The 20,003-nt window shown below is 57.4% G+C and carries 20 protein-coding genes and 1 riboswitch; of the genes, 11 read left to right on the forward strand and 9 right to left on the reverse strand.

Going from position 1 to position 20,003, the window contains the following annotated elements:
• Positions 1-65 precede the first annotated feature (65 nt).
• On the forward strand, positions 66-1,874 hold the full coding sequence (locus tag QVZ43_RS02845; RefSeq protein ID WP_302908790.1) for a Na/Pi cotransporter family protein: 1,809 nt from the start codon (positions 66-68) through the stop codon (positions 1,872-1,874).
• A gap of 43 nt (positions 1,875-1,917) precedes the next feature.
• Positions 1,918-2,190 carry a hypothetical protein gene (locus tag QVZ43_RS02850; RefSeq protein ID WP_223794279.1) on the forward strand — a complete coding sequence of 91 codons (273 nt, stop codon included), beginning with the start codon at positions 1,918-1,920 and terminating at the stop codon, positions 2,188-2,190.
• A 21-nt stretch (positions 2,191-2,211) separates the two neighbouring features.
• Here the strand turns inward: QVZ43_RS02850 and QVZ43_RS02855 are convergent, their stop codons facing one another.
• Complete coding sequence (locus tag QVZ43_RS02855; protein WP_302908791.1) at positions 2,212-3,783, reverse strand: inorganic phosphate transporter; 1,572 nt, start codon at positions 3,781-3,783, stop codon at positions 2,212-2,214.
• A 437-nt stretch (positions 3,784-4,220) separates the two neighbouring features.
• Here QVZ43_RS02855 and QVZ43_RS02860 point away from each other — a divergent pair, with 437 nt between their 5' ends.
• Positions 4,221-4,427 (forward strand): cold-shock protein, encoded by a 207-nt coding sequence (locus QVZ43_RS02860; protein WP_302908792.1) that lies wholly within the window; start codon positions 4,221-4,223, stop codon positions 4,425-4,427.
• A gap of 101 nt (positions 4,428-4,528) precedes the next feature.
• On the forward strand, positions 4,529-5,137 hold the full coding sequence (locus QVZ43_RS02865; protein WP_302908793.1) for a DUF938 domain-containing protein: 609 nt from the start codon (positions 4,529-4,531) through the stop codon (positions 5,135-5,137).
• On the opposite strand, the gene trxC is transcribed toward QVZ43_RS02865, so the two are convergent.
• Positions 5,116-5,556 carry a thioredoxin TrxC gene (trxC, locus tag QVZ43_RS02870; protein ID WP_302908794.1) on the reverse strand — a complete coding sequence of 147 codons (441 nt, stop codon included), beginning with the start codon at positions 5,554-5,556 and terminating at the stop codon, positions 5,116-5,118. The genes QVZ43_RS02865 and trxC overlap by 22 nt on opposite strands.
• 172 nt (positions 5,557-5,728) lie before the next feature.
• Here trxC and QVZ43_RS02875 point away from each other — a divergent pair, with 172 nt between their 5' ends.
• Positions 5,729-6,637, forward strand: a complete 909-nt coding sequence (locus QVZ43_RS02875; RefSeq protein ID WP_302908795.1) for a bestrophin family protein — start codon at positions 5,729-5,731, stop codon at positions 6,635-6,637.
• A gap of 143 nt (positions 6,638-6,780) precedes the next feature.
• Here QVZ43_RS02875 and QVZ43_RS02880 read toward each other — a convergent pair whose 3' ends face one another.
• Positions 6,781-7,215: an SRPBCC family protein gene (locus tag QVZ43_RS02880; RefSeq protein ID WP_302908796.1), complete on the reverse strand. Its 435-nt coding sequence runs from the start codon at positions 7,213-7,215 to the stop codon at positions 6,781-6,783.
• Positions 7,216-7,350: 135 nt separating this feature from the next.
• On the opposite strand from QVZ43_RS02880, the gene QVZ43_RS02885 reads away from it, so the two are divergent.
• Together QVZ43_RS02885 and QVZ43_RS02890 are read left to right on the forward strand one after the other, a co-directional pair.
• Positions 7,351-8,343: an MBL fold metallo-hydrolase gene (locus QVZ43_RS02885; RefSeq protein ID WP_302908797.1), complete on the forward strand. Its 993-nt coding sequence runs from the start codon at positions 7,351-7,353 to the stop codon at positions 8,341-8,343.
• A 122-nt stretch (positions 8,344-8,465) separates the two neighbouring features.
• Positions 8,466-8,960, forward strand: coding sequence for a c-type cytochrome (locus QVZ43_RS02890; RefSeq protein ID WP_302908798.1), 495 nt, complete (start codon positions 8,466-8,468; stop codon positions 8,958-8,960).
• 73 nt (positions 8,961-9,033) lie between these two features.
• Here QVZ43_RS02890 and QVZ43_RS02895 read toward each other — a convergent pair whose 3' ends face one another.
• A complete protein-coding gene (locus QVZ43_RS02895; RefSeq protein ID WP_302908799.1) occupies positions 9,034-9,489 on the reverse strand; it encodes a metallophosphoesterase family protein in 456 nt (151 codons plus the stop codon).
• Between the two features lie 19 nt (positions 9,490-9,508).
• Entirely contained in the window at positions 9,509-9,991 is a 483-nt protein-coding gene (locus tag QVZ43_RS02900; RefSeq protein WP_302908800.1) for an FKBP-type peptidyl-prolyl cis-trans isomerase, read from the reverse strand.
• Positions 9,992-10,252: 261 nt separating this feature from the next.
• On the opposite strand from QVZ43_RS02900, the gene QVZ43_RS02905 reads away from it, so the two are divergent.
• Positions 10,253-10,741, forward strand: coding sequence for a hypothetical protein (locus tag QVZ43_RS02905; protein ID WP_302908801.1), 489 nt, complete (start codon positions 10,253-10,255; stop codon positions 10,739-10,741).
• Positions 10,738-11,418 (forward strand): hypothetical protein, encoded by a 681-nt coding sequence (locus tag QVZ43_RS02910; protein WP_302908802.1) that lies wholly within the window; start codon positions 10,738-10,740, stop codon positions 11,416-11,418. The genes QVZ43_RS02905 and QVZ43_RS02910 overlap by 4 nt, the downstream gene beginning before the upstream one ends.
• A 31-nt stretch (positions 11,419-11,449) precedes the next feature.
• Here the strand turns inward: QVZ43_RS02910 and radD are convergent, their stop codons facing one another.
• The 4 genes from radD to QVZ43_RS02930 all read right to left on the reverse strand — a co-directional run bounded on the left by radD (position 11,450) and on the right by QVZ43_RS02930 (position 15,529).
• Positions 11,450-13,207, reverse strand: a complete 1,758-nt coding sequence (gene radD / locus QVZ43_RS02915) for a DNA repair helicase RadD (RefSeq protein WP_302908803.1) — start codon at positions 13,205-13,207, stop codon at positions 11,450-11,452.
• Positions 13,208-13,304: 97 nt separating this feature from the next.
• Positions 13,305-14,159 (reverse strand): ion transporter, encoded by an 855-nt coding sequence (locus QVZ43_RS02920; RefSeq protein WP_302908804.1) that lies wholly within the window; start codon positions 14,157-14,159, stop codon positions 13,305-13,307.
• A 113-nt stretch (positions 14,160-14,272) separates the two neighbouring features.
• Positions 14,273-14,905: a DUF1294 domain-containing protein gene (locus QVZ43_RS02925; protein ID WP_302908805.1), complete on the reverse strand. Its 633-nt coding sequence runs from the start codon at positions 14,903-14,905 to the stop codon at positions 14,273-14,275.
• Positions 14,906-15,073: 168 nt separating this feature from the next.
• Positions 15,074-15,529, reverse strand: coding sequence for a CopD family protein (locus QVZ43_RS02930; protein WP_302908806.1), 456 nt, complete (start codon positions 15,527-15,529; stop codon positions 15,074-15,076).
• Positions 15,530-15,785: 256 nt separating this feature from the next.
• A riboswitch (cyclic di-GMP riboswitch) is annotated at positions 15,786-15,881 on the forward strand.
• Positions 15,882-16,041: 160 nt separating this feature from the next.
• Here QVZ43_RS02930 and QVZ43_RS02935 point away from each other — a divergent pair.
• Together QVZ43_RS02935 and QVZ43_RS02940 are read left to right on the forward strand one after the other, a co-directional pair.
• Positions 16,042-18,075, forward strand: coding sequence for a multicopper oxidase family protein (locus tag QVZ43_RS02935; RefSeq protein ID WP_302908807.1), 2,034 nt, complete (start codon positions 16,042-16,044; stop codon positions 18,073-18,075).
• 287 nt (positions 18,076-18,362) lie between these two features.
• Entirely contained in the window at positions 18,363-19,913 is a 1,551-nt protein-coding gene (locus tag QVZ43_RS02940) for a tetratricopeptide repeat protein (protein ID WP_302908808.1), read from the forward strand.
• The last annotated feature ends 90 nt before the right edge of the window (positions 19,914-20,003 follow it).

Here is a 20,003-nt window from a genome sequence, read left to right on the forward strand (position 1 = left end):
TATTAAAGGTATGGCAGTCTGATTTCCGGAGCCAATCTTATGCCGATAGCGGAAAGCGTGAGCCAATGACCTACCGCCAACTCGTCCTCACCGGAGTATTCGGGCTTCTGGCCTTTGCGCTCTGGGCGAGCCCTGAGTTCAAGCAGATTGCTGCCGGGGTTGCGATCTTCCTGTTTGGCATGCTCTCGCTGGAGAACGGGTTCCGGCAGTTCACCGGTGGGCTGTTGGAACGGTTGCTGCAGGGGACAACCGATACGATTCCGAAAAGCCTCGGTTTCGGCATTGTCAGCACCGCCATCATGCAATCCAGTTCTCTGGTGTCGGTGATTACCATTTCCTTCCTGAGTGCCGGCCTGCTGCCCCTGATCACCGGCATCGGCATCATTTTCGGAGCCAACCTGGGCACCACAACCGGCGCCTGGCTGTTCGCCACCATCGGCATGAAGATGAGTCTATCGGCCTTTGCGCTGCCGATGCTGGTGTTCGGTGTTGTGATGAATTTCCAGCATTACCGCACCCTGAAAGCCTCCGGCGCGATTCTGGCCGGCCTGGGGTTCCTGTTTCTTGGCATTGACTTCATGAAGGCGGGGTTCGAGGGCTACCAGTCGGCGGTGGACCTGCGGGAATACGCCATGACGGGCGTTACCGGACTGCTGGTGTATACCGGGCTCGGCATCCTGGCAACGGTCATCATGCAATCAAGCCACGCAACGCTGGCTCTCACCCTGGCGGGCATTACCACAGGCCAGATCACCTACGAGAACGCCCTGGCACTGGCCATTGGCGCCAACATCGGTACCACGGTAACCGCCGTGATCGGCGGTCTTGGCGCGAACATCGCGGGTAAACGCCTGGCCGGCGCCCACCTGCTGTTCAACGTAACAACAGCGGCCATTGCGCTGATCCTGATCGAACCCCTGCGCTGGACAGTCGACAGCCTCTCGGCGCTTATGTCGATCGCTGACGACGACTACACGGTCAAGCTCGCCCTGTTCCACACCCTGTTCAACTGCCTCGGTGTTGCCGTCATGCTGCCACTGATCGCTCAACTGGCGCGGGCACTGGAGCGCTGGTTGCCGGAAAAAGCAGAAGAGGCTGCAGCCAGACCCAAGTACCTGAACCGCGCCGCGATGGACTCTGCCGATAGCGCCAATGCCGCGGTTCGCCGGGAAGTCTGGCACCTGTTTGACCAGGCCTTCATCATCCTCGCCCACGGTCTGCACCTGCACCGCGAACATATTTGCACCAGCGATGACCTCGAAGGGATGATTAACAATAGCCGGGAGCGTATCGATATCGACATGGACCTGGTCTACCGGCAGCGCGTCAAAGAACTCTACAACGCCATACTGGATTTCATCTCCGGCCGGATGACGCGCATGTCGCCCGCCAGTTCAACCGAATCACTCTATCGCCTGCAACACGCCGCCGCCGAGATGGTCGAAGCCATCAAGCATGTGAAACACCTGCGTAAAAACCTGACAACGTACATGGCGTGTAATAATCCTGCCATTCGTCATGAGTACAACGACTTGCGGCTGCGGGTGGCCATGGTGCTCCGCGAAACCCATCGGATTTACGAGGGCCAGTTTGAAGACCCCAGCACGGCCTTGCTTGAGCTTGACGAGATCGCCATGGGTGCCCGGGTAGACCGGGAATCCATGGTTGCGCGGGTCACAAAGCTTCTGGGCACCAAGCGAATTGATTCGGCGATGGCGACATCCCTTCTCAACGATTCGGCCTATGCCAGCGAAACCGTCGATGCGATTCTGACCGCGACCCGTGAGCTGCTTACGGCCCTGGATGTGGACGCAGCACGAACCACCGAGGCACTGTCAGTGAGTGATGAGGGCCAGGCCGGTGTCACACTCTGATGCACCATGAGCGACGATGATTCAAACCTGAAGGAGCCGGACAATGGGATTCAAGGATCTGGTAGCAAAGCTCGACGATATTCTGGGTGAACACGACAAGGGGCTCTCTCCCAAACTGGAAGAGCTGGAGCGCCTGGAAGAGGCACTGGAGAGAAAGCAGGCGAAATACCGGGACCGGCTGAGTTCCGGCACTTTAGAGGAAACACCTGCCCAGACCGAGGTTCGTCTGCGCGTGGTCGAGGCTCAGCTAGCCAAGCTGCGTGAACTGGTGAAGGAAATCAGCGACAGTGCCAAAGGCCACAACGATAACAGTTGACGACACCCCCGGCCCCGCGCATCAGGGCAGCAGCATCCCCCGGATGGTAAAGAACAGAATAGCCGCCAACACCCCCGATAACGGCACCGTAATCAACCAGGCAGCCACAATCTTCAACACGGCTGAGCGCTTGACGAGTTCCTGCCGGTAAACCTTTTTCAGGCCCTTTCGTTCGCTTTTCGAGATCGGCGTGGGGGTACCGCTTTTACTTTTTAGATTTTTGAGAATAGTTCCCTTCTCTTCGAACGAAGCTGCTTCGAATTCCTCAAGTATGCGCTCTACGACGGCCTGATCTTTTCCGGCATGGTGCGCCTCGATCTCATCAATTTTCTTGCGGTAGGTGGTCTTTAGATGCTCCCGCAGAAAGCCGACACCGAAGACGCCGCCAATGGCGATATGGGTCGAACTTACCGGAAGCCCCAGCTGGCTGGCGATGATGACCGTAATCGCCGCCGCCATGGCAATGCAGAAGGCACGCATCCGGTCGAGTTCAGTGATCTCCGACCCAACCGTGCGTATAAGCTTGGGGCCGAACAATGCCAGCCCGAGAGCAATCCCAAGTGCACCGACCAACATCACCCAGGTAGGGATCGCCGCCTTCGTCGCGACACCGCCTTGCAGAACCGCTTCATTGATCGCAGCCAGCGGGCCGACCGCGTTCGCAACATCGTTTGCCCCATGAGCGAAACTCAACAACGCGGCAGAAAATATAAGTGGGAAAGTGAAGAGACCGTCGACGCCCGCCTTGCTGTTATCCACCTCGTTCGGAAGACGGGCGATAAACCATTTGGTGAGCCACCAGACAAGGAGGCCAGTCATGGCACCCAATACAACGGCCGGCAGTATCCCTATGTCGACGATCTTGCTCAGCCCCTTGATCGCAAGATAGGTGGCAAACGCCCACGCCATAACCGCAACAAACAGGGGTACGTTGTATTTGGCAGCCCCGGCAATGTTCTTCTGATACGTGATGCGGCGCTTTATCAGGTACAGGGTCAGTGCAGCGATGGCCCCACCCAGAACCGGCGATATTACCCAACTGGCGACGATCTGACCAAATTGCCCCCAATCCACGATGTCTGTGCCGCCGGCTGCGATACCCGCCCCCATGACACCGCCGACGATGGAGTGGGTCGTGGACACAGGCGCTCCGACGTAAGTCGCCGTGTTCAACCAGAGTGCCGCAGCGAGCAGTGCTGCAACCATCAACCATATAAACGTATTGGAGTCCCCGATCAGTGCCGGATCGATAATCCCCTTCTTGATGGTGCTGACCACATCACCGCCAGCGATCAACGCCCCACTCGCCTCAAAAATCGCGGCAATGGCAATAGCGCCCGCAAGGGTCAGGGCTTTGGACCCCACCGCCGGGCCCACGTTATTGGCGACATCGTTGGCGCCAATGTTCATGGCCATATATCCGCCGATCATGGCCGCCGCCACAAGAATGACCATGTTCGGAGTATCCGCCCCGATGGAGCGGACATACAACATGATCCCCGCAAGAAATAAGACCGCCAGACCGAAGCGAAAAACCTCGGCACGTCCGTAACGGGTTGCCTTTTCTATGGCATTGATTTGTTCTAATTCCATTATTCCGCCGCCATCAAATGCGTATATGTTGGAGCCGGCTTCAGAGCCGGTGTGAAGAAATCGTCCATTCGCAGCCCACTACACTGTAGTCCAAAGCAACGGGTTTTGGGTGCGGGCACAATGACGTGGCAATCCGTAGGGCCGGAATTAAGAAATGCATCACTTTCGGGAGGGAACGGAAGATCCACCCATCTCACGAGTGGGTAGGTATTAAACGAATAATTGAAAACTTTGCTATGCAGTGCCTCTTAATTAGCGTACTGTCTCGTTCGTTGGAAACGATTTAGCAAAGCATCTCACGAATAAGACCTTTTGTGTTGTCACACCTCTTGTCCTGTTTTTGATCCTGCCCGTTGTTTTATTTCCCGCAAATCGCTGATCAACGATCACAACGATCGCTTGGCGGCACAATGATGATTAATTTCAGGATATTTATTATGTCTACAGTTACTGGCAACGTTAAATTCTTCAGCGAAGAAAAAGGTTTTGGTTTTATCACTCGTGAAAGCGGCCCGGACGTTTTCGTTCACTACAGCGCTATTCAGGGTGGCGGTTTCAAAACTCTGGCCGAAGGCCAGGAAGTTGAGTTCACCGTGACCCAAGGCCAGAAAGGCCCGCAGGCAGAGAACGTTGTTGCTCTGTAAATAACAGGCAACACGTGATGAAAAAAGGCAGCCTCTGGCTGCCTTTTTTTGTGCAACTATAGGGGCTTGAGGCAGCACTCAGAAAAGGAGAGCATGACCGGATGGCAACCGAATTACCCTTTTCTCAAGCGTGTGAAAACAACAAAGCTCCGATTCTGGAACGGCTGCTCGGAATATTCATAACGCCGGGAACGGTGTTGGAAGTCGGTACAGGCACAGGGCAACATGCCGTTCATTTTGCCAAAGCCATGCCCCACCTTCAGTGGCAACCGAGCGACCATCCGAGCGCCGCTGATCTGTGCCGTCCCCGGCTGGAGCAGGCTGCGCAACCCAATATCCTGCCGGTGATGGAGCTGGACGTAAGCGATGCCGACTGGTCGATCCAGTCCTTCACCTGGGCGTTCTCAGCCAACACCGCCCACATCATGGCCTGGCCCGAAGTCGAAGAAATGTTCCGCCATATTGGTGAGTGCCTGGCAGAAGACGGGGCTTTTTGCCTGTACGGCCCGTTCAACCATCAGGGCCGGTTTTCCAGCGACAGCAACCGACAGTTTGATCATTACCTGAAAGCCCGGGCACCCCACATGGGCATCCGGGACCTTGAAGATCTCTGCGCTCTGGCAGATACGGTTGGGCTGACGCTGACCGACAACCACGCCATGCCAGCGAACAACCGGCTGCTGGTGTTTCAGCGAATACCTGCCGACTGAAGCCACTGACTGATCTGCGCCTGATTCATGGCTCCACTCTGGCGGGCCACTTCCCGGCCATTCTGAAACAGAATCATGGTGGGTATGCTGCGAATCCCATACTGACCGGCCGTGCCCGGGGCCTGTTCGGTGTTCAGCTTGGCAAAGCGCACTTTTCCCTGCCACGCCCTTGCCGCTTGCTCGAACTGGGGCGCCATGGCCTGGCAGGGGCCACACCAGCTGGCCCAGAAGTCCACCAGCACCGGCACATCACTGCGCCCGGTATGGGCCGCAAAGTTTTGCTCCGACAGCTCCAGAACCTTATCCGGCCAAAGCGGTTGTTTGCAGGCACCGCAGTTACCACCAGCGGATAGCTTGTCCGCTGGCACACGATTCACTTTATGGCAGTGGGGACACACCAGGTGTCGAACGTCCGTCATGGAGATTTTCCTGTGCTGAGCTGTTTGAAAGAAACATCAGGGCATAAGGAAAGAAATCAAGCTGCAGCGTTCTTGAAGTAGCAATCAGGAAGACTTTGCGGCTTCCGGAACCGATGTGGTCTAATTTGGCCAGACTGCAACCGGCTTAAGCCACTGACTGGAACCCTCCGTAATGATCGTACGTGATCGCCCCGGTGCCCTGGCACTGATGCTGGCCTGGAAAGGGTCTGTTGTTCCTCACATTTTGCCGCACATTCTTCTGACGGCAGCGTTTGCGTTCATCGTTACCTGGTTCTCCCACCATGACCACCTCGGTGGCATTGTCGAATACACACTGCTGCCATTCACCATCATCGGTATTGCCCTGTCCATCTTTCTGAGCGTACGAAATACCGCCACGTACGATCGCTGGTGGGAGGCACGAAAGCATTGGGGCAATATGGTCACTGAGATCCGGAGCCTGGCCAGAGCGGCTGGCATTTACCTTCAGAAGGAGCCGCGACGGGAGCTACTGATAAGAAGCCTGGCGCACGTCCACCTGCTGCGGGGCCAGCTGCGCGGCGAAGATATCAGCGCCGATCTGCCGGCATCGTTGTCACCAGAACTGATAAAACACGCCTTGAACACCCGCAATCCGGCGGAGTTCATGCTTCAGAGAGCCGGAGACATCGTCGCCACAGCACACAAGGCAGGCGATGTGGACTCGGTGGCAGCCGCCTCGCTGGACAAGCACCTGCATGGTCTGGCCAGCATCCAGGCAGCGTCAGAACGAATCGCTAACACGCCAATGCCTTTCGCCTATACTCTGCTGGTACACCGTACCGCTTATATCTACTGTTACCTGCTGCCGTTCGGTCTGGTGGATGCTGCTGGCTGGTTTACGCCGGTTTTCACTGCAATTGTGGCCTACACCTTCTTTGGGTTGGATCGCCTGTCGGAACAGCTTGAGTTTCCATTCGGCCGTGAAGCCAATGATCTACCGCTGGATTCCCTCTGCCGGGTACATGACATCAGCGTTGCTGAAGCCCTGGGTGACACCGCACCCGAGCCTATGCAGCCAGTGGATTATTTATTGCAGTAGCGCGGCGCCTGACACGTCAGCGCTGACGCCGATCTTTATAGGGAATGCCGGATCCTGATAAGGACAGATTAATCCGTCAGAGATGATACCCATCTGACGGTCCGTCAGGACTTTTGACGTTCGCTGAACACGGGCAACCTAGCCTAGAGCCGCTCAATCGCCTTGAGCAGGGACCGGAAAGCCTTGGTGAAGCTTCGCTCAGCCACCCGGTCCATCACCCGGCCAAGCAATGGAACCTTCACATGCCCTTCCGAAATCCAGGTCACCCGGGTTTGATCGCCCTCAGGCTGCAAAACGATCTCCCCTTTCGTGTGCTGAACGGGCAGCGGACTCGACTTTTCGATGCGGTAATCCATTCTGTTTGGCCTTTGAAACCGGGTGATACGCTCGGTGAGTTCAAGCTGGCCCGCACCGATAATGCGAAGGGCACCGGTGCCGTTCCTCTCATCTTTGCCTTCTTCAACCAGCACCGACTTGCCGACTCCCGGGAACCTGTCATAACGGGCGTGATCGGAGATGGCCTCAAACACCGTGTCGATGTCTTTGGCAACAACCTGCTCTACGTGAATATGAAACATAAGACCTCCTCAAAGCCTGTCCCGGTATCCTTTCCGCTCACGCCCAGAAACAGCTCCACCTTTGAAGCGTGCTAGGATGCAAACGTCACCGCCCCCAATGTAACCGAATACAACCGTCGCCAGTGAGCCCGATTCATGACCATCGACCGTGAACGCCTCGCGGCCCTCGCCGCGGAACCCCATTTCTACCGGGGCAGGTATCGAAATCGGGAGCGGGTGCCCCGCCGTGGCCTGGGGGATCTCCTGCGCTGGCAAATGGCACCGGGTCGCCGCTTCCCGAAGGGTAGACGCTACACGCTGCTGCGGCCGGATGGTCACTTGCTGATAGACCCGCCGGCACAGCCACAGCTGGTCTGGCTGGGGCATGCCTCATTCCTGTTTCAGTATCGGGGCCTGAACGTTTTGACCGACCCGGTGTTATCAGAGCGCGCCAGTCCCTTCCGACTGGTCGGTCCTAAGCGTTACACCCCGCCTGCCCTGACGGTATCGGAAATGCCACCGATCCACCTGGTACTGATTTCCCACAATCACTACGACCATCTCGACGAAGCAACGGTGCGCCAGTTGCACCGACGGTTCGGAGATAAGCTTCGCTTCTGCATGCCCATGGGCCTTCGGCGCTGGTTCGAGAAGCGTGGCATCCACAACCTGGTGGAACTGGACTGGTGGCAGTCGGCATCCCTTTCCGCCAACAACGAAGTGTTCTGCCTGCCCGCCCAGCACTTCAGCGGGCGAACCGCAACCGACACAAACACCTCGCTCTGGTGCAGCTGGCTCCTGGACATGGATGGCTTCCGGTTCTATTTCGGCGGTGATACCGGTTACGGACGGGTGTTTCAGGACATTGGCGAACTGTTTGCGCCCATTGATCTGGCGCTTCTTCCCATCGGCGCGTATGACCCGCGCTGGTTCATGGCCCCGGTGCACGTAGCGCCGGAGGAAGCCGTCAAAATTCATCAGGACATTGGCGCCCGCCAGTCAGTTGCCATGCACTGGGGCACCTTCGTACTGACCGATGAACCCATGGACGAACCACCCCGGCGCCTGCGGATGGCGCTGGAAAACCAAGGCCTCAGCGAGTCGGTGTTCCGGGTGATGCAGCATGGTGAGGTGTGGTCGCCGTCGTGAGTCCTGTCGATACCAGATCGGCGTGGCCTGCGACTGTGGCTCGCTATCACGCCCAGGCCAGAGTTACGATAATGATAACTTGAGGATGAAGGATTTCGCGGGCAATGGAGGCAACTGAAGCAATGAAACACAATCGGACAAGGAAGGTATGGCTACTTGCCGTTGCCGCGATGGGCGTATCTGGATGCATGGACGCCAACAACGCCCATTTCGGCATTGAGAACATGCCTTCAAACTTCAGCAGCGAAGGGGAGCGCCTTTATTTCACCGGCACATCGAGTTCCGGTGAGCGGATCATCCCGGTTGGTGGGCACCATCACATGCAGATGCACGGAGGCAGCTGTGCCACCTGTCACGGTGCTGACAAAGAAGGCGGCGCGATCATGTGGCCACGGTTCTGGGTTGTGGCTCCGGCGTTAACTCATGGGGCATTAGAGAAAGAGCACAACGACGGCCACGACCATGCATCCTACGACGAATCATCGCTTAAAAGCGCCATCGTGAAAGGCATTGGTCCAGATGGAGAGCCACTGCACGATACGATGCCACGGTGGCGAATGTCGGAAGAAAGCCTGGATGCGCTGGTTCACTACCTGCTTGGTGGACACTCTCACTAAGCGCAGGGTGAGAGTGCAGACAAACCAGCATCAGAACGGAACTGGCGCGGCGGGTCCAAGAAATCAAAAAAGATCAAACCGCCAGTTCGATAATCTCTCCCACCACCCCCTCTTCGCTCACTGCCAGCCGCCCCACCGTGATCGGCAGGGTGAAACGCCGTGGCCCGGCACCACCGGGGTTGAAGTACAGCACATCCCCGATCTGTTCATTGCGGGGTTTGTGGGAATGGCCGGCGATCACCACCCGGAACCGGCCTTGCGGATCGAAATCCAGGCTTTTGACGTCGTGGAGCAGGTAGAAGGCGTGGCCGAGGAATTCCAGTTCCTGAACATCGGGCAGCTCCGACGCACGGCCGGTTTTATCGATATTGCCGCGAATGGCAATCACCGGGGCGATGGCCTCCAGCGCGTCCAGAACCTCGTCCCGCCCGACGTCACCGGCGTGCAGGATCAGCTCCGAGCCTTTCAGTGCCTCGAGGGCTTCGGGGCGCATTTTGCTGTGGGTGTCTGCGATGACGCCGATGAGCATGCCTGCGCCCCTTCATCTCTCAGTGGTGATGACCACCCACCCCATGGGCGTGGCCGTGGGCGATCTCTTCGGGATCAGCATCGCGGACGTCGATGATCTCAATATCGAAGGTCAGGGTTTTGCCGGCCATCGGATGGTTGGTGTCGACATCGGCAAACTTGTGGCCGACCTTGGCGACGACCACATGGCGCGGGCCCTGCTCGGTTTGCACCTGGGCAATCATGCCCGGCTTCCAGCGCTTGGCGCCCATCAGATGCTTGATGGGCACGCGCTGAATGGCACCTTCCTTGCGCGGACCGTAGGCTTTGTCCGGGGTGACGGTAACGCTGAAGGTATCGCCGGCATCACGGCCTTCAATGGCCTCTTCCACCCCCGGGATAACGCCGCCGTGGCCATGGAGGTAGGCGTTCGGTTCACCACCGTGGGAGTCTTCAATGGCGTTGCCCTGTTCATCACGAACACTGTAGTGAAACAAGACCACCTGATTCTTTTCGATTGGCATAAATGTTCTCTGCAACGGTTGAAAGTACGCCATTATAGCCAGCAGCAGCGCTGACTGCAGGGGCCTTGCGTCAAAGAGCTTCCCCGGAAGCGGCTTTCCAGCAGTACGCGGTCGTAGCCTGAATTACGCAAAACAGTAAAGCATCGGGCAGCACGCCGTGCATTTCGCCTAGGCCATGCTCGCAAACAACCGACTGCAGGTTTTTCATGTACCGCCACATTGACTAGACTTTAAGTAGATCAAGTGAGTGGAGTTCGTATCATGAATCTCTCTCCTGACCCGACAAGAAACACCTCCCACCGTTTTTTAGGACTAATTCCTAATCACGCGCCTCTCTGGCTAACGGTTCTTGCGGCCCTTGCGATCTTCGAATACTCGCTCGCTGACGAACCCAACCAGTCCCGCCAAGCGCTGGATGGGATGTCCTTCCAGAGCAGACTCGGCCCCGAGGGCAAGCCCGCCGATACCGACGATCTGCTGATATTCAAAGACGGCTATTTCATCTCCGAAGAATGCGCACGGCGCTGCGGTTACGGCAAGGTCGAATACTGGGTGAGGGAATCCAATGATGCTATTCAGATGCGAGCCGAAGTGCCCTGTGCCAGATCGAATGCAGTCATGCACTGGCGGGGCACTGTGCGGGGAAACGAAATCGAAGGCTCGTTCACCTGGGTAAACAAACGATGGTACTGGACCTTTGAAAAAGAGTTCACGTTCAGAGGTCAGCTGGTGGAGACCAGCAATCAATGAACACGCCAGGCAAACCCGTGGGTAGAAGCCCGGCAGGACTGGTAAAACTCTCCCTTCTGGTCGGCGTCATCTTTGCCGGCAACCTGCTGACAAGCGGAATCATCGATGGTATCGAGATGGATATCCGGCCCTCGAACGAACCCCTGCTGCACCAGATCATCATGATCTCCATGGCCGCCTACATCCTGTTGATGGCGATTCCATTTGTGCCGGGCGTCGAAATCGGCCTGGCGCTAATGATGATCCTCGGGCCCAAAATTGTTCCACTGGTGTATGTCTGCACCCTGATATCCATGTACCTGGCTTTTTTTATCGGTCGCCTGGTACCGGAAAAAAGCATCATCAATTTTCTCAGAGAAATACGGCTTGTCAGAGCCGCGGCATTCCTTGAGAGCTTCAGCGGGCTCTCAGCCGATCAGCGACTGAGACGCCTGTCGGACCGGTCACCCAAACGCTGGGTTCCATGGCTTTTAAAGCATCGCTACCTAACGTTGATGCTGGCCATCAATCTGCCGGGCAATATGATTCTGGGTGGAGGCGGCGGGCTTGCGCTGATAGCTGGCATGAGCCGGATTTTCGCCTTTAACCGATACCTACTGTTAGTCGCTATTGCGATCTCACCTGTTCCTCTGGTTCTGCTGATATTCGGTGACAGATTTGCCGAGTGGCCGATATAACTCAGCAAATTAGTGCTGGCATGCCTTACGCTTAATACGCCTTTCGATAACTGCCCTGATAATCAAACATCCGTTCCTGCACCTGCCAGTAATACTTCTGCTTGCGGGCAATCACAAAATCCGGTGCCGACAACAAAGCCTGCAGCTCCAGAACTTCCTCCGCCTTGCTGAACTCTTTCGGCGCCTGGCTGTTGGCGAAACGACGCCCGAACAGTTTGTTAAACACGGTGCGCTGTGCCGATTTGCTGAAATCAAACGACTCGCTAAGCTCTTCTCCGTCCTCGCCGTGGTAGGTGATCTTCAGCTTGCTGCCAGCGACACCCAGAGTAATGCCCGCGCAGCGGATCACCATAGCGTTCTTGAGTTTCAGGGCGTCACGCAGTTGATCGTCCGGGTCGATGATGGCCTGGTGGCACTGGAGGCAGTTGCGGGCCGCGATGTCATTCTCGCCGCCGCAGTGGGGGCACTCCTTGAAGCGGAAACGGTAATCGCACTGTTCCGGGCGCTGCCCTGCAGTCCCCTCCTCTTCCGCAGGCTCCAACAGCCCCCGGCAACGCCGTCCGTAGTGTTCGATCACCCGGCCGTCGCTGTCGGTCTTGCCCCAGAAGATGTTGGCAAAGCCACAGCCCGGGCAGAACACCTGCACCGGCTCGCTGTCCGGACTTGGTTTCGGCTCCCCCACCTCCGGATGATGCAGGTTCACGCTGTTGCCCGCGTAATCAATCACCAGGCAATCCTGCTTGCCATCGTCCAGACGAAGGCCGCGGCCCACGATCTGCTGATACAGGCTAACCGACTGGGTGGGGCGAAGAATGGCGATAAAGTCCACGTGGGGCGCATCGAAGCCGGTGGTGAGCACGGACACATTCACCAGATACTTCAACTGCCGCTGCTTGAAGCGCTGGATCAGCAAATCCCGATCCTTCAGATCGGTGGCGCCGGTCACCAGGGCGGTTTGCTGTTCCGGCAAATAGCTGGTGATCTCCCGGGCATGATCCACCGTGGCCGCAAAAATCATCACCCCCTGGCGTTCGGCGGCCAGTTCCATCACCTGCTCGATGATAGCGCGGGTGACCCGCTTGTGTTTGCTCAGCAGCTGGTTAACGTCCTTCTCGGCATACTCGCCAAAGCGGTCCTGGGCCAGCGCGGAGAAATCGTATTGCGCCACCGCCGCGTTCACCAGCTCGGGTTTGGTGAGATAGCCCCGGTTGATCATGTAGCTCAGCGGCAGTTCGTAGATGCAGTGCACAAAAGGCTTATCGTCTTCGCTGCGAACAAAGCCCCGGTAGTGATAGCGATAGATCCAGCCCATGGCCAGCCGGTATGGCGTGGCGGTGAGCCCGAGTACTTTAAGGGCATCATTCTGTTGCCGCAGCAGCTCGATGATCCGTTGGTACTGACTGGTGTCCTCACCACTGACCCGATGGCACTCATCGATGATCACCAGCGAGTATTCATCCCGGAACTGATCCAGGTTCGCCGCCACGGACTGCACACTCGCGAAGGTGACCTGGTGCCGGTTTTCCTTGCGCTTCAGCCCGGCGGAGAAGATGCCGCCGGCTAACCCGTAGCTCTCATACTTGGCGTGATTCTGCTCCACCAGCTCCTTAACGTGAGTCAGCACCAGAATCTTGCGCCGGGCAAGGCGCGCCAGCTCGGCAATGACCAGGCTCTTGCCCGCACCGGTTGGCAGCACGATGACGGCAGGCTCATCAGATTGGCGGAAGTGCCTGAGCGTAGCTTCGACGGCTTCTTGCTGGTAGGGACGGAGTTTGAAGTGGGCGTTCATTTGCAGAGCTAAATCGCTATCCGGATGAAAAGGCGGCCATACTAGCAAAAACCGGTGCCGTTACCGGTGCGCCCCCATAAATCCGGCGCAGGCATCATCAGGAACGGCGCGGGTCGCGCGTCTCTTCATTAAGCCAGGTACCACAGTGTTTGCAATATTTGGCGTCGACTTCATGTCGATGTTTACCGCATCCCGGGCAGGCTTCATCAGAGTAACGCTCCTCACGCAGGGCGCGAATCACTTCCGCGGAAAACACCCCAACGGGAAGCGCAATGATCGAGTAACCCGTCAGCATGATCATCATGGAAATGAACTGACCCAAGGCCGTCACCGGCGCTATATCGCCATAGCCCACGGTTGTCAGTGTCACGATTCCCCAATAGATCGATGTGGGAATACTGGTGAAACCTGCCTCAGCCGGCTCGATCAGATAGAGCAAAGAAGAGAAGATGGTCACGACTATCAGCACAGCAAACAGAAAAAGCAGGATCTGGTGCCGGCTGCGAATCAAGGCATCCAGCAGCAGGCGGCCCTCGCCAACTACTGTCATCATTTCCAGTACCCGGAACAGACGCAGAGTCCGAAGCAGACGCACTACGACGAGAGTCTGTGCACCTGGAAACAACAGCGCCAGCCAGGTAGGTAAGACGGCCAGGACATCGATAACACCGAAAAAGCTCTTCAGGTAAAGCTTCGGTTTCTCCAGGCAATAGATGCGCAGAGCCAGCTCAACGGTGAAGAGCAGCGTTATGCCCCACTCCACACCATAAAAAATCTCACCGAAGCGGGCGTGATATTCCGGGACACTGTCCAGGAGGATAGTCCCGACACTGAGGAATATCAGGAACGCCAAAAAAATATCAAAGCCTTTGGCCAAGCGGGTATCGGATTCGAAAATGACCTGAAACAGGCGGGTTTTAATTCCCAGACCACCAGGCTTTATCGTCGCCATCCAAGCTCCCTCTCCAGGCGTCTCCGAAAATCGAACATCCCCCGATTACGTTTAACTCAGGGCCACTCATTCTGCAAATCACCCTCTCACGATCGGCAGTCCGTTCTGCATCATTAAATTCTCAAAAGCATGACTGGTTTAATCTCCAGCGCCTGCCGGGCGAACTCGGCATCCGGCCACACCAACAACCAGCCCAAAACCGCGAGATTGAGCATTACGTTGAACCAAAATGCCGCCTGAAAGGAGGTCTTTCGGGTTTTATGGCGAAAGAATTGCTGGCCCACCAGCGCCCCCGGCCAGCCACACAATAGTTCGAACAGATGCAACCGCCCCTCGGGTACCCGCCGGTTGCCGCGCTCTGCGGCCCCTTTGTCGACCGCATACATCAAGAAAGTAACCAGGCTCATCGCGCCATAGGCGACCGGCAAAAGCAGCGGCACATACCCCTGGAGATATAAAACCGAGATCGCCCCTCCTACTGCGGCTGCAATCAACAGAGCGACCCAAACGCCAGTCGCTAATGCTGCGCGGTGTCGGGCCACCCCGGCGTATTGGAAACTGGCTGCCCTTAACCGGCCCTTCTCGTCTTTTGCTTGCGCGTAAACCACCTTGTCGCCGGCCGAAGGCCTGCCCCGTCCCTGATAGGCGCTGATGTGGGCAAATAAACGCTTACCTTCGTTTTCCGGAGTTATAAAGCCGAAACCCTTGGCATCGTTCCATGAGGAGAGTAAGCCTTTCTGATTCACGCAATGCTTCCCTGAAAAGTCTGTTTTGGCGCCTTGCAGAAAAAAAGCTGCCCCGGTTTACCTTTCGCTCCAACGCGGCACCGACCGCTTCCCGCTGGTAAGCGCGCAGTTTGAACGGAACATCTATCTTCATACAAAAACCGGTTCTTCCGTCATTCTACGGCTGACTTACAGATACCGGCCGCCCGCACCAATCACCACCACGATCAGTCCAAGAATCAGGTTGGTCCCCACCAGTTTGCGGATCTGCCCTACCTGCCGCCCGCCCTCTTGAGGATCCTGATTGGCAACGGCCTGTTTCAGCCGCCTGAAGGGGGCAAAATAGACATGAAAATAGAGCAGCATCATCACAATCCCCAATCCCTGCATGACATGAATGTGCCAGCCGGCACCCGCCATGCCACCGAATACGTTGAAGACCATCCAGTAACCGGTTACCAGCAACAGGACTACAGCCGCCCACACCCACCGGAAAAACCGGGAAAGGGTGCGGCACCAGAGCACGCCCCGCTGCGACGAATCAATCACTTCAACCACCGCTGGCCGCATGGCCATGTAGGCGAAAAACATACCGCCAACCCAAATAACGGCGGCGAGAACATGCAGTGCAATGGCCAGACTCATAAAGCGCCCCTCTGAAAACGTGTGGGGTGAGCATAAGCTTCAGCCACATCAAAACCAACTCCTGTAGACGGACTGACAGGTAAACTGATGCACCCTGACCCATCTGTCCTGTCTGTTGGCTCGTGGGCGTTGGATTCCAACGAAAACGAAAGATCATGCCGAATTGATACACATCAAATAAAACGGCCAAATCATTGGCCCCCTGCGTTTCTGTCTTGACTGAGAGCGAGGGCAGAACTATCCCAAACACCGGAAACTCTGAAAAAGGTAACCCCGCCGAAATTCGGGTGCACAAAGCCAAGGGGCTTCCCTCCCTACCAGCCCTATCGAGAAAGCCAGCCAGGCCGCCAAAAAGTTTCCGGTCAACCAACAAGAAGTGGTTGCACGGTAGGGTGGCAAGCGCACATCTAACTACACTGCCCTCACGAGCACATCGATGTAGGCCTCCGCTGCAACCGGCCAACAGCAAAAATGGGCGGGCTTGCACGCCCAGGTTTTCAGGGGATTCAGCCATGATTACCAGGCGTCGTTTCCTACAAGGCAGTACCCTCACCACATTGGGGCTCGCTTTACCTTTCAATCCCTTCCTTCAGCGAGCACATGCGATCGCATTCCTTTCCAATGTCGGACCACTGAGCGATCCCGCCCTGCAGCCCAAGTTTATCGATCTGGCACCAAACGCTCTCGATCCCGGCTTCCTGTTCAAGGACCTCAACGACAACGGGGGGCCCGCCCAACAACCGAACTTCAGTCTGCGCGCAAGGGAAACCGTGCAAGAAACCGGGCTCATCAACACGAAGAATGGCAAACGGCTAAAAACCAAGGTCTGGGGCTATGGCGCTGACACCGTGTCCTGGCCGGGGCAAACCTTTCAGGTGAAAAGCCTGTCGGCCGGTGGTGCCCCTGAGACCGTTGTTCGATGGGAGAACGAACTCAATGGAGGGCAGCACCTTCTCCCGGTGGATACCAATCTGCACTGGTGCTACTCGCTCCATGGTGCGGGTTCGGCCAATGGTGTCGATTACCGGCAGTTCACTATCAAAAAGGATGGGGTCCCCATTATTACGCACCTCCATGGCGGTAAGAGCGACTTCCAGTTCGATGGCAACCCGGAGTTCTTCTTCAGCCCTGATGGAAAAATAAAAGGCCCACAATGGGACTACGTGCCGGGAGGCTTTACCAACACCTTCCGTTATGACAATGACGTCCGCGCCGGGAATCTCTGGTACCACGATCACGCGCTCGGGATCACACGGCTTAACGTGTATGCCGGCCTGGCGGGGTTCTACTTTGTCCGGGATGAGTACGACACGGGCATGGCCGATAACCTGCTGAGCCTTCCGGCCTTTCCCTACGAACTGGCGTATGCCATTCAGGACCGCATGTTCACGGAAAAAGGCGACCTGTTCTATCCGGCTTTCCCGGGCGACCCTTTCTACGATGACTTCATCACTGGCGAGGGCGCCATTCTGCCGCCCGACCTGTTCCCCGGAGGCGGGCCTACGGCGCTTGCGGAGTTCTTCGGCGATCACATGGTGGTTAATGGCAAGATCTGGCCAAAGGCCAACGTCGAGCCGCGACACTACCGCCTGCGCCTGCTCAACGGCTGTGACTCCCGGTTCATGGCGATCCGCTTCCGGGTTGCCGCCTCATCAGGGGCGACTGATCTGAATGGCGCCGGCGCGCCCCTGCCCTTCTATGTGACCGGCAGCGACCAGGGCCTGGCCTCCAGTGCCAGCCTGACCGACACACTGGTGATAGAGCCGGGCGGGCGTTATGACGTTGTCATCAATTTCTCCGGACTGGAGGACACCCGGATTATCATGGAGAACATCGGTGGCGATGCACCCTTCGGTGGAGACCTTGGCGACGAGGTCGCTGATGAGGACCTCTTCCCGGACCGCCAGACTGACCGCATTATGGCGTTCGACGTGGTCCTTCCGTTCAATAATGCCATCGCCGACAGTTTTGATCCGGCGACCTTCAACGCGTGGGCGGCTGACCTGGGGTTCGGTCCACCTCCAGTGACCCCCGGAGCAACGATTCGCAGAGTTGCATTGTTCGAGGGGCTGGACGAATTCGGCCGGTTGCAGCCGCTGCTGGGAATCGTAGACCAGGACAGTACCGCGACGGCGTTCACCTGGTTCCAACCAACGACCGAAGTCCCGGCACTCAGTTCAACCGAGGTGTGGGAGATTTACAACTTCACCGGTGATGCCCACCCCATTCACCTGCATCTGGTGAATTTCAATATTCTCGGGCGTAACGAGATCAGCTTCACCGAAGGTGCCCCGGTGCCAGTGCTTCAGCACAACGGAACGCTCGGACAGGTAGCAGGAATATCGGGGGTCACCGAGGGTGGCGCCGTTGGCCTGGGGCCAACCGACGGGTACGTGGAAAACGCGCCCAAGGACATGGTCACAGCCCTGCCGGGCCAGGTCACGCGAATAAGCGCGACCTTTGAAAAGCCGGGGCGCTATGTCTGGCATTGCCACATCCTGTCTCATGAGGACCATGAGATGATGCGGGTGATGCAGGTCAGTTGACCCACTGAAATGATCGGGACAGATCCGGTTTCTGAAAGCGGGATCTGTCCCGGTTTTCTCATCACCCGTCGTAAACCTGTCGCTGTTCAATCCGCCACGACAGGAGTAAATTTGAGTTTGTAAGCTGCGCATGCAGAGCCAGCAACTGGCAGTTCGTATTCAGCTTCTGACCCGAATAAACATGCCGGCTCCACCACCACTGGAGTCATGTCATGAACACACTCTCTCGTTTAACACTCGCTGTTTCTCTAGGTTTTATCCCCCCCGCAGTCGCACATCAGGACACCATGAATGATGGTCATGCCCATAGCGCCGGGGATGACGTCGGCACCGTCGATTTTCAGGCCGACTGTGATGACGATGTGCGCGCTGACGTCGATCACGCACTGGGCCTGATACATCACATGATGTACACCCAGGCGCGCGCCGAGTTCGACGCCATTACCCAGGCCGATCCCGACTGTGCCATGGCCCACTGGGGTGTCGCCATGTCGCTGTTTCAGCCGTTATGGGGCACCACCCCCAGTACTGACGATATCACCCTCGGTCGCCAGGAAATCCAGCAAGCCCGAGACGCTGCCGAAGAGGATCGTGAACGGCTGCTGATAGACGCCACCGCCGCGTTCTTCGAGCCGGATACCGACCAGGTCAACGAGCGGCTGGCCGGCTGGATTGAAGGTATGGAGCAGGCCTATCAAGCCTTCCCGGAGGACGCCAACGTCGCTACCCTTTATGCCTTGTCCCGCCTGACTCTGGCGCGGTCCGATGAAGACCGCAAGACACTGCACAACGAAGCGGAAAAGGTACTGCGTACGACCTGGGAGACCGAGCCCACCCATCCCGGGGCCGTGCATTACTCCATACACGCCACGGATGCCGATGGCCGCGCTGGCAACGCCACTGAAATCGTGGATTCCTATGCCGGGATAGCCCCCAGTGTTCCCCATGCCTTGCACATGCCGTCTCACATTTATGTGCGGCTCGGTGACTGGCCCCGGATGATTGAATGGAACAGCCAGTCCGCAGACGTGGCGGTCGATCACCAGGTCGATGGCGCCACATCCTTCCACTATATTCATGCCCTTGATTATCTGGTGTATGGCCACCTCCAACGGGGTGAAGACAGCGCTGCACACAGTGTCTGGGAGTCGGCCCAGGCCAACGGACCACACCAGGCCAATTTCCCCGGGGCATTCCACCTGGCATCCATCCCCGCACGGTTGGCCGTTGAAGAACACGATTGGGAAGCGGCCGCCGCCATCACCCCCCGTGCTGACGACTACATTGGCTGGGACACGTTCCCCTGGCCCGAGGCTCTGAGCTGGTTTGCACGCGGGCTTGGGGCCGTCCACACCGGTGATCTGGAAACCGCCCGCGAGGCTGAACAGCGGCTGGAGACCCTGGCGGAAGCCGCCCGGTCCGCTCCCGATCCGCGTTTCCCGACCTACATTGAGGTGGATCGGAGGATCCTTGCCGGTTGGATTGCCAAGGCAGAGGGTGACCCCGACCGAGCCATCGAACTGATGCGGTCCGCCGGAGAGCTGGAAGCCACCGTAGAGAAGCATCCGGTCAGCCCCGGAACCCTGCTCCCGCCCTACGAGGCGCTTGGCGATCTGCTACTCGCCCTGGATCGCCCGGCCGAGGCCCTCACCGCTTATCAGCAGTCCGATCGCACCTGGCCGAATCGGTATAACACCCTGGAAGGAGCGGCCCGTGCGGCCAAGTTGGCCGGCGATACCGGAGCCGCCGAGCAGTGGTCCCGTCGACTGGTAGAGACAGCCCCGGAATCAGAGCGCGACTCTATGAAACAAATACAAAAAACGGCGGAGAGAAGCTAGAAGACTATGAGGGTGTTGGCCTGGTAATTGATCTGAGCGAATTGCTAGGCCTTCTCCACCGATTCTTCCGAGAGCGTAACTCTCTTATTT

Origin of the sequence: Marinobacter suaedae, from assembly GCF_030519635.1 — a bacterium.
GTDB classification, from domain to species: domain Bacteria; phylum Pseudomonadota; class Gammaproteobacteria; order Pseudomonadales; family Oleiphilaceae; genus Marinobacter; species Marinobacter suaedae.

Bases quoted from the DNA above. Each gene is read 5' to 3' on its own strand.
- QVZ43_RS02930 (WP_302908806.1), bottom strand. From the start codon at position 15,529: ATGAGTCTGGCCATTGCACTGCATGTTCTCGCCGCCGTTATTTGGGTT.
- QVZ43_RS02850 (WP_223794279.1), top strand. From the start codon at position 1,918: ATGGGATTCAAGGATCTGGTAGCAAAGCTCGACGATATTCTGGGTGAA.
- QVZ43_RS02855 (WP_302908791.1), bottom strand. From the start codon at position 3,783: ATGGAATTAGAACAAATCAATGCCATAGAAAAGGCAACCCGTTACGGA.
- QVZ43_RS02845 (WP_302908790.1), top strand. From the start codon at position 66: ATGACCTACCGCCAACTCGTCCTCACCGGAGTATTCGGGCTTCTGGCC.
- QVZ43_RS02895 (WP_302908799.1), bottom strand. From the start codon at position 9,489: ATGCTCATCGGCGTCATCGCAGACACCCACAGCAAAATGCGCCCCGAA.
- trxC (WP_302908794.1), bottom strand. From the start codon at position 5,556: ATGACGGACGTTCGACACCTGGTGTGTCCCCACTGCCATAAAGTGAAT.
- radD (WP_302908803.1), bottom strand. From the start codon at position 13,207: ATGAACGCCCACTTCAAACTCCGTCCCTACCAGCAAGAAGCCGTCGAA.
- QVZ43_RS02880 (WP_302908796.1), bottom strand. From the start codon at position 7,215: ATGTTTCATATTCACGTAGAGCAGGTTGTTGCCAAAGACATCGACACG.
- QVZ43_RS02875 (WP_302908795.1), top strand. From the start codon at position 5,729: ATGATCGTACGTGATCGCCCCGGTGCCCTGGCACTGATGCTGGCCTGG.
- QVZ43_RS02905 (WP_302908801.1), top strand. From the start codon at position 10,253: ATGAATCTCTCTCCTGACCCGACAAGAAACACCTCCCACCGTTTTTTA.
- QVZ43_RS02910 (WP_302908802.1), top strand. From the start codon at position 10,738: ATGAACACGCCAGGCAAACCCGTGGGTAGAAGCCCGGCAGGACTGGTA.
- QVZ43_RS02920 (WP_302908804.1), bottom strand. From the start codon at position 14,159: ATGGCGACGATAAAGCCTGGTGGTCTGGGAATTAAAACCCGCCTGTTT.
- QVZ43_RS02900 (WP_302908800.1), bottom strand. From the start codon at position 9,991: ATGCCAATCGAAAAGAATCAGGTGGTCTTGTTTCACTACAGTGTTCGT.
- QVZ43_RS02935 (WP_302908807.1), top strand. From the start codon at position 16,042: ATGATTACCAGGCGTCGTTTCCTACAAGGCAGTACCCTCACCACATTG.
- QVZ43_RS02865 (WP_302908793.1), top strand. From the start codon at position 4,529: ATGGCAACCGAATTACCCTTTTCTCAAGCGTGTGAAAACAACAAAGCT.
- QVZ43_RS02860 (WP_302908792.1), top strand. From the start codon at position 4,221: ATGTCTACAGTTACTGGCAACGTTAAATTCTTCAGCGAAGAAAAAGGT.
- QVZ43_RS02885 (WP_302908797.1), top strand. From the start codon at position 7,351: ATGACCATCGACCGTGAACGCCTCGCGGCCCTCGCCGCGGAACCCCAT.
- QVZ43_RS02940 (WP_302908808.1), top strand. From the start codon at position 18,363: ATGAATGATGGTCATGCCCATAGCGCCGGGGATGACGTCGGCACCGTC.
- QVZ43_RS02890 (WP_302908798.1), top strand. From the start codon at position 8,466: ATGAAACACAATCGGACAAGGAAGGTATGGCTACTTGCCGTTGCCGCG.